The 14189-nt window shown below is 27.7% G+C and carries 13 protein-coding genes; 7 read left to right on the top strand and 6 right to left on the bottom strand.

The window, feature by feature from the left end:
* From R3X25_RS00695 to R3X25_RS00685, 3 genes are all read right to left on the bottom strand, one after another.
* Entirely contained in the window at window positions 1-1500 is a 1500-nt protein-coding gene (locus R3X25_RS00695; RefSeq protein ID WP_317670844.1) for a TrkH family potassium uptake protein, read from the bottom strand.
* Window positions 1501-1503: 3 nt separating this feature from the next.
* Window positions 1504-2850 (bottom strand): Trk system potassium transporter TrkA, encoded by a 1347-nt coding sequence (gene trkA, locus R3X25_RS00690; protein ID WP_317670842.1) that lies wholly within the window; start codon window positions 2848-2850, stop codon window positions 1504-1506.
* Window positions 2851-3019: 169 nt separating this feature from the next.
* Complete coding sequence (locus tag R3X25_RS00685; RefSeq protein WP_317670840.1) at window positions 3020-3724, bottom strand: carboxypeptidase-like regulatory domain-containing protein; 705 nt, start codon at window positions 3722-3724, stop codon at window positions 3020-3022.
* Between the two features lie 134 nt (window positions 3725-3858).
* On the opposite strand from R3X25_RS00685, the gene radC reads away from it, so the two are divergent.
* The 3 genes from radC (at window position 3859) to R3X25_RS00670 (ending at window position 6778) form a co-directional block, all read left to right on the top strand.
* Window positions 3859-4557 carry a RadC family protein gene (gene radC / locus R3X25_RS00680; RefSeq protein ID WP_317670838.1) on the top strand — a complete coding sequence of 233 codons (699 nt, stop codon included), beginning with the start codon at window positions 3859-3861 and terminating at the stop codon, window positions 4555-4557.
* A gap of 86 nt (window positions 4558-4643) precedes the next feature.
* A complete protein-coding gene (locus R3X25_RS00675) occupies window positions 4644-5873 on the top strand; it encodes a polysaccharide deacetylase family protein (protein WP_317670836.1) in 1230 nt (409 codons plus the stop codon).
* Window positions 5870-6778: a hypothetical protein gene (locus tag R3X25_RS00670; RefSeq protein ID WP_317670834.1), complete on the top strand. Its 909-nt coding sequence runs from the start codon at window positions 5870-5872 to the stop codon at window positions 6776-6778. The genes R3X25_RS00675 and R3X25_RS00670 overlap by 4 nt, the downstream gene beginning before the upstream one ends.
* A gap of 14 nt (window positions 6779-6792) precedes the next feature.
* Here the strand turns inward: R3X25_RS00670 and R3X25_RS00665 are convergent, their stop codons facing one another.
* Both R3X25_RS00665 and R3X25_RS00660 read right to left on the bottom strand, forming a co-directional pair.
* On the bottom strand, window positions 6793-8052 hold the full coding sequence (locus tag R3X25_RS00665; RefSeq protein ID WP_317670832.1) for a polysaccharide biosynthesis C-terminal domain-containing protein: 1260 nt from the start codon (window positions 8050-8052) through the stop codon (window positions 6793-6795).
* A complete protein-coding gene (locus R3X25_RS00660) occupies window positions 8045-9067 on the bottom strand; it encodes a glycosyltransferase family 4 protein (RefSeq protein ID WP_411556567.1) in 1023 nt (340 codons plus the stop codon). The genes R3X25_RS00665 and R3X25_RS00660 overlap by 8 nt, the downstream gene beginning before the upstream one ends.
* 169 nt (window positions 9068-9236) lie before the next feature.
* Here R3X25_RS00660 and R3X25_RS00655 point away from each other — a divergent pair, with 169 nt between their 5' ends.
* The 4 genes from R3X25_RS00655 to R3X25_RS00640 are packed head-to-tail and all read left to right on the top strand — an operon-like array spanning window position 9237 to window position 12767.
* Complete coding sequence (locus R3X25_RS00655; protein WP_317670830.1) at window positions 9237-9917, top strand: YjjG family noncanonical pyrimidine nucleotidase; 681 nt, start codon at window positions 9237-9239, stop codon at window positions 9915-9917.
* A 25-nt stretch (window positions 9918-9942) separates the two neighbouring features.
* On the top strand, window positions 9943-10488 hold the full coding sequence (locus tag R3X25_RS00650) for a hypothetical protein (protein WP_317670828.1): 546 nt from the start codon (window positions 9943-9945) through the stop codon (window positions 10486-10488).
* Entirely contained in the window at window positions 10485-11858 is a 1374-nt protein-coding gene (locus R3X25_RS00645) for a DUF5723 family protein (protein ID WP_317670826.1), read from the top strand. The genes R3X25_RS00650 and R3X25_RS00645 overlap by 4 nt, the downstream gene beginning before the upstream one ends.
* Window positions 11859-11891: 33 nt before the next feature.
* Complete coding sequence (locus tag R3X25_RS00640; protein ID WP_317670823.1) at window positions 11892-12767, top strand: hypothetical protein; 876 nt, start codon at window positions 11892-11894, stop codon at window positions 12765-12767.
* A gap of 58 nt (window positions 12768-12825) precedes the next feature.
* Here R3X25_RS00640 and R3X25_RS00635 read toward each other — a convergent pair whose 3' ends face one another.
* Window positions 12826-14100 (bottom strand): replication-associated recombination protein A, encoded by a 1275-nt coding sequence (locus R3X25_RS00635; RefSeq protein WP_317670821.1) that lies wholly within the window; start codon window positions 14098-14100, stop codon window positions 12826-12828.
* Between the last annotated feature and the right edge of the window lie 89 nt (window positions 14101-14189).

Below are 14189 nucleotides of genomic sequence, written 5' to 3'. Positions count from 1 at the left end.
TTAACACTTTTTCCAAAAGAAAGGGGTTAGTAAAATTAAAACAGTAAATAATTCTAACCTACCAATAAGCATTAAAAAGGAACATGTCCATTTTGCAGGAATAGTTAAATGAGCAAAATTATCAACAGGGCTTACTGTACCTACTGCAGGACCAATATTACCTAATGATGATGCGGCTGCTCCCATTGCTGAAATAAAATCTAGACCAAAAACAGTTAAAAGAATACTACTAAAAATAAAAATGAGCATATACAATACAAAAAATGATAGGATATTATAAATAATAGTTTTTGGAACACTTCCATTATCATATCTAACAGGAATTATAGCATTTGGATGTAACAATTTTTTAAATTCATAAAAGCTACTTTTTATCATAACAATATGTCTAACAATTTTAACACCACCACTAGTAGAACCGGCAGAACCACCAATAAAAAATAGTGAAAACATTAACATAGTTCCAATTGAACTCCACATTGTAAAATCAGCAGAAACAAAACCTGTAGTTGTAAGCACAGAAACTACCTGAAAAGCTGCGTGTCTAAATGCACTTTCGGTTCTACCCCAAGGTTCTGGGTGATGAATACTTGTTACTAAATTAAGATCTCTATAGTTTAAAATTATTACTGAAAGTATTAATGTGAAAAAGATAACACCAAAAAAGTAATATCTAAATTCTTCACTTTTAAATACTTTTTGAATTTTTCCTTTTAAAGCAAAATAAGTCAATACAAAATTAGCTCCTGCAATAAACATAAATAGGGTAATTATATATTGAATTAATGGGATATTGTTATAATAAGCTACACTAGAATTTTTTGTTGAAAACCCTCCAGTACTCATAGTTGCCATTGCATGGTTAATGGCATCAAACCATGTCATTCCCGCAAATTTTAAAAGAAAAAACTCTACAAATGTTAAAATAAAATATATTAACCAAAGTCTTTTGGCAGTTTCAGTAATTCTCGGATGCATTTTATCAGCAGATGGTCCAGGAGCTTCTGCCATAAATAACTGCATACCTCCAATACCTAATAATGGTAATATGGCAACCGTTAAAACAATAATTCCCATACCTCCAATCCAGTGAGTTGCACTTCGCCAAAACAATATTCCTTTTGGCATTGCTTCTATATCGGTTAAAATAGAAGATCCAGTTGTTGAATATCCAGATATTGTTTCAAAAAAGGCATTGGTGTAATTTGGAATAGTTCCAGTAAATACATATGGTAAAGTTCCAGTGAAAGAGAGCATTAACCAACCTAAAGTTACAATAAGATATCCTTCTTTTTTTCCAAGATTTTTTTTGGCATTATTATTAAAAAACCAGAGCGCAAAACCTATAAAAATAGTTAATAATCCGGCTTGTAAAATACCCCATTTTTCAGATTCTCCATAATACATACTAAAAGGAACTGCAAAAAGCATAAATATTCCATTTAGCATAGATGTTAATCCTAAAAAACTAATAATAATTTTGAAATTAATACCTTTCATAAACTAGTTAAATAATTTTTCTACTTTATGAATAGCTTCTGGTAAGCAAAAAACTACAGCTTTATCACCAGCTAATATTTGAAAATTACCAAAAGTCATATGGGCAACTCCATTTCTAATAACACCACCAAAAACAGCTTTTTTAGTAATATTTATATCTTTTACTAATTTTTTAGTTACTGCAGAATTTTCTTTTACTCTGAACTCTAATACTTCAGCATCAACGTTATGTAAGTTGGCTAGTTTTAAAACATCACCTTTTCTAACATGTTTAAAAATAACATTTGCAGCTAATAGTTTTTTATTAAGAAGTGTATCAATACCAATAGTTTGAGAAATGTTGATATAGTCCATGTTTTCAACCAAGGCTATTGTTTTTTTAACTCCTTTTGATTTTGCAACCAAACAAGACATAATATTGGTTTCCGAGTTTCCTGTAACGGCAACAAACGCATCCATTTCAGAAATATTTTCTTCTTCAAGAAGTTCAACATTTCTACCATCACCTTTAATTATAAGAGCGTTGGGGATTTTTTCAGCAACTTCTTTAGCGCGTTCTTTTTCAATTTCGATTAATTTTATATTGAATTTGTTATCGCATAAACTTCGTGCAGCTTTAACACCAATTTTCCCTCCGCCTAAAATCATAACATCTTTAACTCCAAATTGAGTTTTACCCATTAATTTGTAGAGATTTTTAATACTTTCTTTGGGTGCAGAAAAATAGATTTGGTCGTTTGCATGATACACAGTATTACCTCGAGGAATAATAGTTTCACCACTATTTTCTGGTTTTATAGCTATAGTTATAAATTCTATTTCAGAAAATTTTTCTCGTGCTTCTTGGATTGTTAAATTTATTAATGGAGAATTATAATCTAACGAGCTTCCTAAAATATTTAATGTTCCATTTTCAAACTGTATAGTGTCATTAAAAGCAGATTGATTTAAGAGCATTTTAATCTCATCGGCAGCTAATTCTCCGGGAGAAATCATAAAATCAATTCCAATTTCAGCAAAATCAATATCTGTTCCTTGAATAAATTCGTGATTTGAAATTCTAGCTATTGTTTTTTTAGCACCTAATTTTTTTGCCAATACAGCAACAGTAAAGTTTGTATTTTGAGATTCTGTTACTGCTAAAAAAATATCGGCTTTATCTATATTAACTTCTTTTAAAAGTTTAATTGAAGTGGCATCACCTTTTTTTGTTATAAGATCAATATGGTTACTTGCGTACTCAAGTTTTTCAGAATCCATATCTATTAAATAGATATCTTGAGATTCAAAGGAAAGAAGCTTGGCTAAATGGAAACCAACATCTCCAGCGCCAGCAATAATTATTTTCATTGTTTAATAGTTGTTTGTTTTATGAAAATGAATTTTACATTTCTTTCATTTTCAGTATTACTTATAAAGTTTTTATGCGAATAACTTCATAACAAATACATTGCAAAGATATTACACTTATTTTAATAAATAAATATTATTTTTTAAAATACTACTAATTTAAATAAAATTAGATACCGTGTTTTAGAGTAATTTCAATGGCTCCATTACCACCTCTAACTCCCCAGTGGCCAGCTTCATTTCCAACTAAAACTTTAATAGTTTTAATTAAAGATGGATGAATTGAGGTAATGCTCTCCACAACAACACCATCAACAACTAATAAAGCGTCTGGTGCAGCAAAAAAGGTGTTGGGGCCTCTAGTTTCAACGGTTACAATTTCTCTCCCATTTTCAGGATCTATTGAAAATTTAGCACTTGGGCAAATAGTTTGTACTAAATCTGCTATGGAAGTAAATCTATCATAATTATTGTTATCTTCGAGTAAGGTGTTTATACAGAAGTCTAAACTTTTTTTTGAGAGGTAATTGTATTTTAAAATGTCTTTATAGGAGTTTTCATTTTCAACATAAATTAAATTTACGTGTATGTTTTTTTCGTTTTTAACTTTTATTGATTCTTGTTGAAAGCCATATGCATTGAATTTTAAAACGTCTTTTTTTGCACATTTAATGGTGAAATTTCCGAGAGAATCTGTTTTTACAACTTCTTTAGTTTTTTTTGTTTCTACCGTAACCCCATTTAATGGATATACTTTAAATGCAGTTACATTTCCAGTAATAATTTTTCCTTGTGAATAAGAACAAGTATTAATTAAAATAAGAAGTAGTATAAAAAGGGTGGTTGTAACATTTGTATTTTTAAAGTTTTTCATAGTTGATTTTTTAAAACTAAAAATTATAATATGTATAAAATTAACTCTTTTATTTTAGTTGAATTATAATTAATTTAAAAATTTAATGAGAATTGTTTTTGGGTAAATTTATTTTATATTTGATTAAAAATGTTATGAATTATAAAGAGAATTCCCTTTCTATTAAAGCTTGGGCTGAAGATGATAGACCTAGAGAAAAGCTATTACTTAAAGGTAAATCTAGCTTATCAGACGCTGAATTAATTGCTATTTTATTAGGTTCGGGAAGTAGAAATGAAAGCGCTGTTGATTTAGCAAAACGTATATTGGTTTCGGTAAATAATAATTTAAATCAATTAGGGAAAGTTACTGTAAACGATTTAATTAAATTTAAAGGAATTGGAGAAGCAAAAGCAATATCAATTATTACTGCGCTAGAACTAGGTAGACGCCGACGTTTAGCAGAAGCAATGGTACAATCTAAAATTACAAGTAGTAAAGCGGTTTTTGAATTAATGCAACCCATAATTGGGGAATTAGCACACGAAGAGTTTTGGATTGTGTTTTTAAACAACTCAAACAAAGTTTTACAAAAGCAACAATTAAGTAAAGGTGGTTTAACTGGAACTTTGGTTGATGTTAGGTTGGTTTTTAAAAAAGCGATAGAATTAAATTCAACTGCTATAATTTTATGTCATAACCATCCGTCTGGAAAACTGCAGCCAAGCAATGCAGATAAGTTAATTACCACTAAATTAAGTAATGCAGGAAAATCATTAGATATAAAAGTGCTAGATCATATAATTATTACCGAAAATGCGTATTTTAGCTTTGCAGATGAAAGTTTACTTTAAGCAACAATAAGCATATGTTATTGGTATATACAAACAAAATTACACCACGATTAAATTATATTTTTAAACACTATTTTGTTAGAATATTGCAAATATCAGTATCATTTACAACAAAAGTAGAAGAATTTGTAGCTCATAATGGACCAAAAATAACGTATGCTAAAGCGCCTTTAGGTTCAGAATTTTTTATTAGAAGTAACGATCTACTTTTTGAACAAGGTATAAATGATATTGAGATTAATGTTTTAAAGTGGGACGATGTTTCTTGTTTTTTTCCAACTAGTGAACAATCCGCAATTCCGTTTGATATATTTGCTGCTGGTTTTTATTTAATATCGAGATATGAAGAGTATTTACCACATGTTCAAGATGAACATGAGCGTTTTCCTGCTCAAGAAAGTATTGCCTATAAAAATAATTTTTTAGAGCAGCCTGTTATTGATATTTGGGCTTATAAGTTATTAGATTTATTTAAAGAAGCTTTTCCTAATTATAAGTTTAAAACACGTGAGTTTAACTATATTTCAACGTTTGATGTTGATGTAGCTTATGCCTATAAGAATAAAGGAATTGTTAGAACTTTAGGTGGATTTGCAAATGATGTTTTTCAGTTTAGATTAGTTAATTTTTGGAATCGATTATTAACTATTTTAAATTTTAAACAAGATTCATTTAATACATATAGAGAAATTTTACGAATTCATAAAAAATATAAAATTGAAACGCTATTTTTTGTTTCTGTAGGAGATTACACAACATTTGATAGAAACGTTTCTTCATCAAGTAATAACTATAAATCATTAATAAAATCGTTAGCAGATTATGTGAAAGTTGGATTACATCCTTCCTATTTTACATTAAAAGATGAAGAAATGTTTAAAAAAGAAAAATTACGATTGGAAAGTATTATTAATACACCTGTTCAGTTTTCTCGTCAGCATTATTTACGGTTTTCAATGCCAGAAACATATCATACCCTGTTAGATTTAGATATTTTAGAAGATCATACAATGGGTTATGCGAAGCAAGTTGGTTTTAGAGCTAGTACTTGCACACCTTTTTATTTTTACGACTTGGATTTTGAAATTCAAACACCTTTAAAAATATTTCCTTTTGCTTTTATGGATGGCGCATTAAAAAACCATTTGGCATTATCTAACGAAGATTGTTATAAAACTATTTTAAAATTAATTAATGAAGTTAAAAAAGTGAACGGAACATTTATATCGCTTTTACATAACGATACTTTAAGTAATACAGGTATGTGGGTTGGTTGGAAAACTATTTATAGAAAAATGGTAAAAGAATTAGCATGATTAAATATTTAAAACGAAGTGAAATTGATATTGAAAAGTATAATAATTGCGTTGAAAAATCATTCAATTCAAGAGTATTTGCTTTTAGTTGGTATCTAGATATTGTTGCTGATAATTGGGATGTTTTAGTTTTGAATGATTATGAAGCTGTAATGCCTTTACCCTGGAGAGAAAAATATTTTATAAAGTATGTTTATTGCCCATTTTGGGTAATTGAATTGGGTATTTATTCGTTTAAAAACAATGTTGAGTTAGATTCTTTTCTACAAAAAGTATTTGAAAATTTTAAGTATTCGAATTTAAGAATGAATGCTGATAATGTATTCAATAAGTTTTCAGAAAATAGGCATAAAAAACAATTACAGTATATTGATTTAGAAAAAGGTTACAACAATATTTTCAAAGCTTATAGTAGAAATAGAAAAAGAGATTTGAAAAAGGCTAATGATTTTAATTTAGTTGCTGAATGGAATACTAGAAACAGCGATTTAGTGAATCTTTTTAAGAACAATGTTGGTGTTAGAGTTAAAGATGTTAAGGATAAGGATTATAACAGATTATTAAAGCTTTTAAATGAATGTGTGGCTAGAAATGTTGGGGAGTTATTGTCCATATTTGATGAGAATGGAAACTTAATAGCTTCTTCATTTTTTTTAAAACATAAAAATAAAGTAACAGAATTGGTTTGTTCAACCGATTTTAAAAATAGAAATAACGGAGCCAATACGTTTTTTAATGATGAAGCAATAAAGAAGTATTCAAAAGAATTTAAAATTTTCAATTTTGGAGGGTCATCAATGAAGAATATTTCAAACTATTATAAAAGTTTTGGAGCTGAAACAGAAAATTATTGTGAATTAAATTATAATAATTTACCCAAACTTATTAAGTATTTTAAAAAGTAGATAGCTTTTAGGTTCTATATTGTTTTTAGTTTTTTATAATAGAAATAAAAAGCAATAACGGCTAAAATTCCAGTAAACCACATTAAAAAGGCAGAAGTTATAGATGCTCCTAAAATTCCATACATTGGAATTAATTGAAAATTTAAAATTACATTTAGAAGTAATGCAATTCCTGTAATAATGAAGTTTATATGAGCTTTACCTAAAGAAGATAATAAGTTTCCAAATAAGCCGCGCAAAATTAAAATTCCAGAAATTCCAATTGTTAAAACAAGCATTGAGCTGTAATAATCACTGTAGGATGTATCAAATAATTTCAGAATCATTTTTCCAAAGAGAATTATAAATACAATGCAAGCTAAAGATAAAAAACTAAACAGTTGAATATAGTTTTTTATATATTTTTTAATATGTTTTTTGTGGTGTATTTTTTCTGTAAAATCAACAAAATCAGTTGTTATTACTACTTGCGATAAAAATAAAAAGCTAAAAGGAATTAGCGAAACATATTTAAACGCGGTTACATCTTCTAAATTATTTAAAAGGTTACCTATTAAAATAATATCTATTGAAATAAGTAATTGAGTTGTTACATTAGATAAGCTAGCAAAAAAACCATATTGCCAAAATTTAAAATTTATAATTTTTAGGGCAGTAGTGTTTTGGAATTTAAGTTTCAATTTTGGTATAAAAAACAAAGAACTTATTATTGGGGCTGCTATTAATGCAATTGCATATCCTAATTCTTTATAAAACCAACTTAATAGAAATACTAAACTTATTAGAGTTAAATTATATGTAAATTCTAGATAAGCATATTGCTTGTTTTTTTTATGAAGTCTAAATTGAATTTTAACTAACTCAAAAATATAATGAGTTATAAGAGCTGCAGATAATAATATTAAAAAAAATTGTGTTTTTGGCAGGCTAAAATCTATTAAATATGAACAGCAAATAATGACTGAAGCTATTATCGAACTTATAATAAACCCTTTTTTAAGTGAAAATAAGAATAAACCATTTTTACTTTCAATAGAATCTAGTTGGGCTCCATATCTAATCAAACTTTGATTTAGTCCCATGCTAGAAATTGGAATAATAAAAGAAATAATTTGAAAGGCGAAAATTACAGCTCCTAGTTCTTTATTTGGAATTAACTGAATGGCAATCCATGATGCACCAAAGGAAAGTAATCTTGAAATTAGTGTTGCTAAAAAAACATAATTTCCAGATTTTCTGATGAATTCCTTTATAAAATCAATAATACTATTCAAGTTTTAAAGTTTTAAAATATAAATTTGAAAATTTAGTGTTTATTGCTGCTATTCCAAAATTATCGATTGCATAATTATGCATTTCCTCTTTTTGAAAGCTTTTATTATCATCCATAAATTTCGATAATTTTTCTTCCAATTCAAGTTTGTTTCCTTTCTGAATTAAATAGCCAAAATCCTTCGGAAAATATTCAGCAATACCACCAACATTTGTTGATATTACTGGAGTGCCGCATGAAAATGATTCTAAAATTACACAGGGAAGATTCTCATAATTACTAAATAATACAAAAACACTAGAATTTTGAAGGTATTTTACAACTTCACATGCTGAAATATGATTTATAAAGTTTACATTTTTTAAACCAAGTTTCTCTGAATACGATTTATATTTTATAGAGTTTTCTCCAATTAAATTAAAAATAAAATTGTAATTATTTTTTTGAAGATTATATAGAACATCTAAAATTCCAGTTATATTTTTATGATTATTTCCTAGATGGGAAATATGTGTTACGGTAAATAATTTTGGAGTTTTATTAGATACAACAAATTGATTGGTATTTACAACATTTGGTATGGAATAATAATTTCCTTTCAGACCTAATGCTAACATCGATTTTGACAAATTATCGCTTACAGGACATACAAAAGAAGCATTTTTTATTATTTGTTTAGTTATGAATTTTTGTAAAACAGAAATTTTATTTGAATTTTCCTTTTGGTATATTGTAGAATGTTCTGAAATTATATATGGTTTATTCTTAATTTTTTTTAAAAAATAGGCTATAGATCCTACTGGGTAAGTTATATTTAAATGAATAATATCTATACCTTTAATGCTATTAATCTGCTGAAAATAAATTTTAAAAAAGGTGAAAGCTTTGCTAAAACTACGTGGGATATAAATAATTTTCGTTTTTACATTATTTATAATTTTATTATCAACTTCAATACAATTTATATTTAAATCTGTTACAAGATGAATTAATGTTACATTATGGTAATTTGCAATAGCTTCTGCGTGTCTTTGTACAAAATCTCCATCATTTGGGAAAACTCTTGAAGGGTACCATGAGCTTAAAAATAGTATGTCTAATTTTTTTTTCAGAAAAAGAGTTTATTAAGCAAATATAATCACTTAATACAATTAATAATATGGTATAAATTTATATTTTTAAAAAATGAAAATAAAACACATCTTTTTTGATTTAGATCACACACTTTGGGATTTTGAAAAAAATTCTGATTTAGCGTTTAAAACAATTTTTAAAAAACATAAGGTACATGTAGAATTTGAAAAGTTTGCAAATTATTACAGACCTATAAATCAAAAATATTGGAAATTGTATAGAGATGAGAAAGTTTCCAAATCAGAATTACGTTATGGAAGATTAAAAGATACATTCACAAAAATTAAATTTGAAGTAAGTGATTCAGTTATAAATAGTTTAGCAGTTGATTATATTGATGTTTTACCAAATAACAATTACCTGTTTGATGGTGCTATTGAAATATTAAATTATCTTCAACCCTCTTATAAATTACATATAATAACAAATGGTTTTAATGAAGTTCAGTATCAAAAAATTGAGAATTCTGGATTAAAAAGTTATTTTAGCAAAATAATTACTTCAGAAGAAGTTGGAGTAAAAAAACCAAACCCTAAAATATTTAAGTATGCTTTAGACAAAGCAGAAGCACTTTCAAAAGAGTCTTTAATGATTGGTGACAATTGGGAAGCTGATATTATGGGAGCTAAAAATATAGGATTAGACGTAATCTTTTTTAATATTGGCAATCAACCGGTTTCTGAAAACATTAAATCAATAGACAATTTATATGCTATAAAAAAGTTTTTATAATAAGTACAACTAACTAACCCAAAAAATGAGAACCCCAAAAACAATATTTATACTTCTTTGTATCCTTTTGTTTCAAAGCTGCACTGAAGATGTAGATTTTGATCAAATTGATGATGCAAGTATTCAAACTTCTTATAAGCTTTCATTAGTTTATGTAGATTTTGAAGCACCTGATTTTTTAAATATACAAAACCAAGAAATTCCGTATACTTTCGATTTAATACAAACCACGGTAGAGGATTCAAGTCAAGATTATTTAGAAAAAATTGAAATAACAGTAATAACTGAAAATACATTTAGCAGACCGTTTACCTGTCAGTTTTTAATGTATAATGCAGAAGGAAAAACAATTTATTCGCTTCAACCAGAGGTGGTTATAGAACCTAACTCCATAGAAAACACAACAATATTAGAAATACCACAAGAAGATCTTCATTTTTTATTTGAAGCAGCAGCTTATGGCTTTATTTTCGAACTGCCACCTTCGGCAAATCAAATTAACTCAACAACAATAGGTACTTTAAGTTTTAAATCATCTATGGAATTGTTTTTCAATTTTAATAACCAATGAGAAAGTTAATTATAATTTGGAGCTTACTAGTTACAACAATTAATTATGCTCAAAATAAACAGTTATTGTATGGTTTTGACGAGCTTCCTCAAACGTTGTTATTAAATCCAGGAGCAGAAGTTTCTTATAAAACTCATGTTGGAATGCCTTTGTTATCTGGAATTCATTTACAAGGTGGATTTTCAGGATTTTCAGCTTATGATATTTTTAAAGATGATGGAGTAGATGTAAACATAAAAATTAGAAATGTTGTTGATCAATTTGGAACTCAAGAATTTGTTAGTTTCAACCAACAATTAGAAGTAATTAATGCTGGATTTAGATTGCCAAACAACAGTTATTTAAGTTTTGGTTATTATCAAGAAACTGATTTTATTGGTAGAATACCTAAAGATATGGTCGATTTATTCTATCACGGAAATACCATAGATAAAGTGTATTCATTTAACAAATTTGGATTAAGAGCAGACGTTACAGGAGTGCTACATGTTGGAATTTCAAAAAAAATAAATAATAAATGGCAAGTTGGTGCAAGAGCAAAAATTTATTCAGGAGTTGCAAATGCAAGAGCAAAAATTAAATCTGGAGATTTTTATACTGAAAATGGAAACCAAAATGTGTACAATCATCATTTAGATAATGTAGATTTATATTTTCAATCTTCTGGAATTATTTTAGATGATTATGACGATGTTGAGACTTCATTTTATACAAAAAAATTACTATTTGGCGGAAATTTAGGATTAGGTATTGATGTTGGGTTTACACATCATTTAACAAAACATTGGGAAATTACAGGAAGCGTGTTAGATTTTGGATTTATAAGCAACTCAAAAGAAACAGAATCTTATACCGTTAAAGGAGATTACCAAATAGAAGGTATAAATTTATTTTTTGATGAAAATAACCCACAAGACTACTGGAGCGATTTAGAAGACGATTTTAATTCTAAAGTTGTTACAGATACCATTTACAGTAGTTATACTTCATTAAAACCTATTAAATTTAATGGAGCTATTACGTATTCATTTGGAAAACCTAGAACAGATGATTGTAGATTTCAAACTGAATTTAATGTATTTACTAACAGACTTGGTTTTCAATTATATTCAACATTAGGTGAAATTAATTCTCAAATTGCAGCAACACTTTTTTATGAAAGAAGAATTAATAAAAATATAAGAGTAAAGGCAACATATACAGCCGATTCTTTTTCATATAAAAATATAGGATTAGGCGTGTCAACAAAAATAGGTGCATTTAACTCCTATTTACTAGTTGATAATTTACTGAATATGAATAATGTTTACAATGCAAAAAGTGCCAGTATTCAGGCAGGAATAAATCTTATATTTAATAATAAAAATTAGTACATTTACAATTAAAGTATTTAAAAAATAATTATGCGTAAAATAATCATAGTTTTAGTCTTATTGGCTAATATTAATTTAGGTTTTGCACAAAAAAGTGTAAATAATTACAAGTACATTATAGTACCAAATCAATTTGAGTTTTTAAAAAATGAAGATCAATACCAAGTAAATTCATTAACCAAGTTTTTATTTGAAAGAGCCGGATTTGATGCATATATGGCAAGCGATATAACGGTAGATGTTGTTAAAGATAATTGTTTAGCGTTAAAAGCTAAAGTAATTGAAGAGTCTAGTATGTTTACTACTAGAGCTAAAATACAATTAATAGATTGTTTTAATGAAGTTGTATTTGAAACACATACAGCAAAAACAAAAGAAAAAGAATTTAAAAAAGCCTATCATGCGGTTGTAAGAGAAGCTTTTGAAGATATTGAAAATTTAAACTATAGTTACAAACCATTAAATAGTATTAACACCACAAAAAAAGCTATAGAAGAAAAAGTAGTTGAAAAACCAGTAGTTACAGAAAAAACTGTAGAAGTAGAAAAGGTAAAAAAAATAACTAAAAAAGTTGAACCAGAAGTAGTAAAAGGTGAAGTAGAATTGGTAAATAAAAAACCAGCAAAAGCACTTGAAAAAGTAAAACTATTTTCCAAATCAATTTTAGGTACTTATACTTTTAAACAATGGGGTAAAAGTGTTGTTTCTGCCGATGGAGATAATTTTGTAATTAAAGGTGGAGATGAAAATTTTGAATTTGCAGCTATTTATAAAACGTCAACACCAAATACGTATATTATTAAGTATGTAACTTACAAGCAACCTCGTTTACTTAAAATTACTTCCAAAGGTAATCTTGAGATTGATACAGATAATGGAGTAGAGGAGATTAAAAGAGTATATTAAGCTAAAAAACAAATTAATTTATATTAAAAAAGGATTCAATTCAAAATTGAATCCTTTTTTAATATCCATATTTATCTTTCCAACGTAGTTTTAAAAAATCTCGCATCGCATTTTCTCTTGCATTTTTTCCTGGCTCAAATAATTTAGTTTTTTCAATTTCAGAAGGTAAAAATTCTTCTTCAGCAAAGTTGTTTTCAAAACTATGTGCGTATTTGTAATTTTTACCGTAGTCTAATTCCTTCATTAATTTGGTTGGCGCATTTCTTAAATGTAACGGAACCGATAAATCTCCCGTTTCTAGCACTATTTGTTGCGCTTTGTTTATAGCCTCGTAACTAGCATTACTTTTGGCAGAGCATGCTAAATACGTTGCACATTGACTTAAAATAATTCTAGATTCTGGAAAACCAATAGTATTTACAGCCTGAAAAGTGTTATTAGCCATTATTAAAGCCGTAGGATTTGCATTACCAATATCTTCACTAGCTAAAATTAGCAAACGTCTGGCAATAAATTTAGCATCTTCACCACCTTCAATCATTCTAGCCAACCAATAAACAGCACCATTTGGATCACTTCCTCTAATAGATTTTATAAAAGCAGAAATAATATCGTAATGTTGCTCACCCGTTTTATCGTATAAAACCGTGTTTTTCTGAATTTTTGAAAGCACCAAATCATTGGTAATTTCTATCGGTTCTTCCTCGCCATTAACAAGTAATTCAAAAATATTTAGCAATTTTCTAGCATCACCACCCGAAATTCTTAACAAAGCTTCCGTTTCTTTAATTTCAATTTTTTTAGACGAAATAAAAGCATCTTTTTCCATAGCACGTTGCAATAACGCTTCTAAATCAGTTTTGTTAAAAGAATTCAAAATATAAACTTGGCAACGCGATAAAAGTGCAGGAATTACCTCAAAACTTGGGTTTTCAGTAGTAGCACCAATTAACGTAACCCAACCTTTTTCAACAGCACCTAAAAGCGAATCTTGTTGAGATTTACTAAACCTATGTATTTCATCAATAAACAGAATCGGATTTTTAGTAGTAAATAAGCCACCACTTTGTTTTGCTTTATTAATAATATCGCGTACATCTTTTACACCAGAACTTATAGCACTTAACGTGTAAAAAGGTCGTCCAGAATCTTTAGCAATAATATTGGCAAGTGTAGTTTTACCAATACCTGGTGGACCCCATAAAATAAGACTAGGAATAATTCCAGTTTTAATTTGCTTTGTTAACGCGCCATGTTCGCCAACTAAATGTTGCTGACTAATATAATCGTTTAAATGTTTAGGTCTAATACGTTCTGCTAAAGGTTCATTCATACTGTAAAAATAGTAATTATTTAGGTTTTGGGCGTTTCACTGCATTACATTTGTGCCGGGCTATCCGTTAAATCTTTTTTTGGAAAGTG

The organism is Lutibacter sp. TH_r2 (assembly GCF_033101135.1).
GTDB lineage: Bacteria > Bacteroidota > Bacteroidia > Flavobacteriales > Flavobacteriaceae > Lutibacter.
Note: the sequence above shows the minus strand (reverse complement) of the source record. Positions and strands in the feature narration are given on the sequence as shown.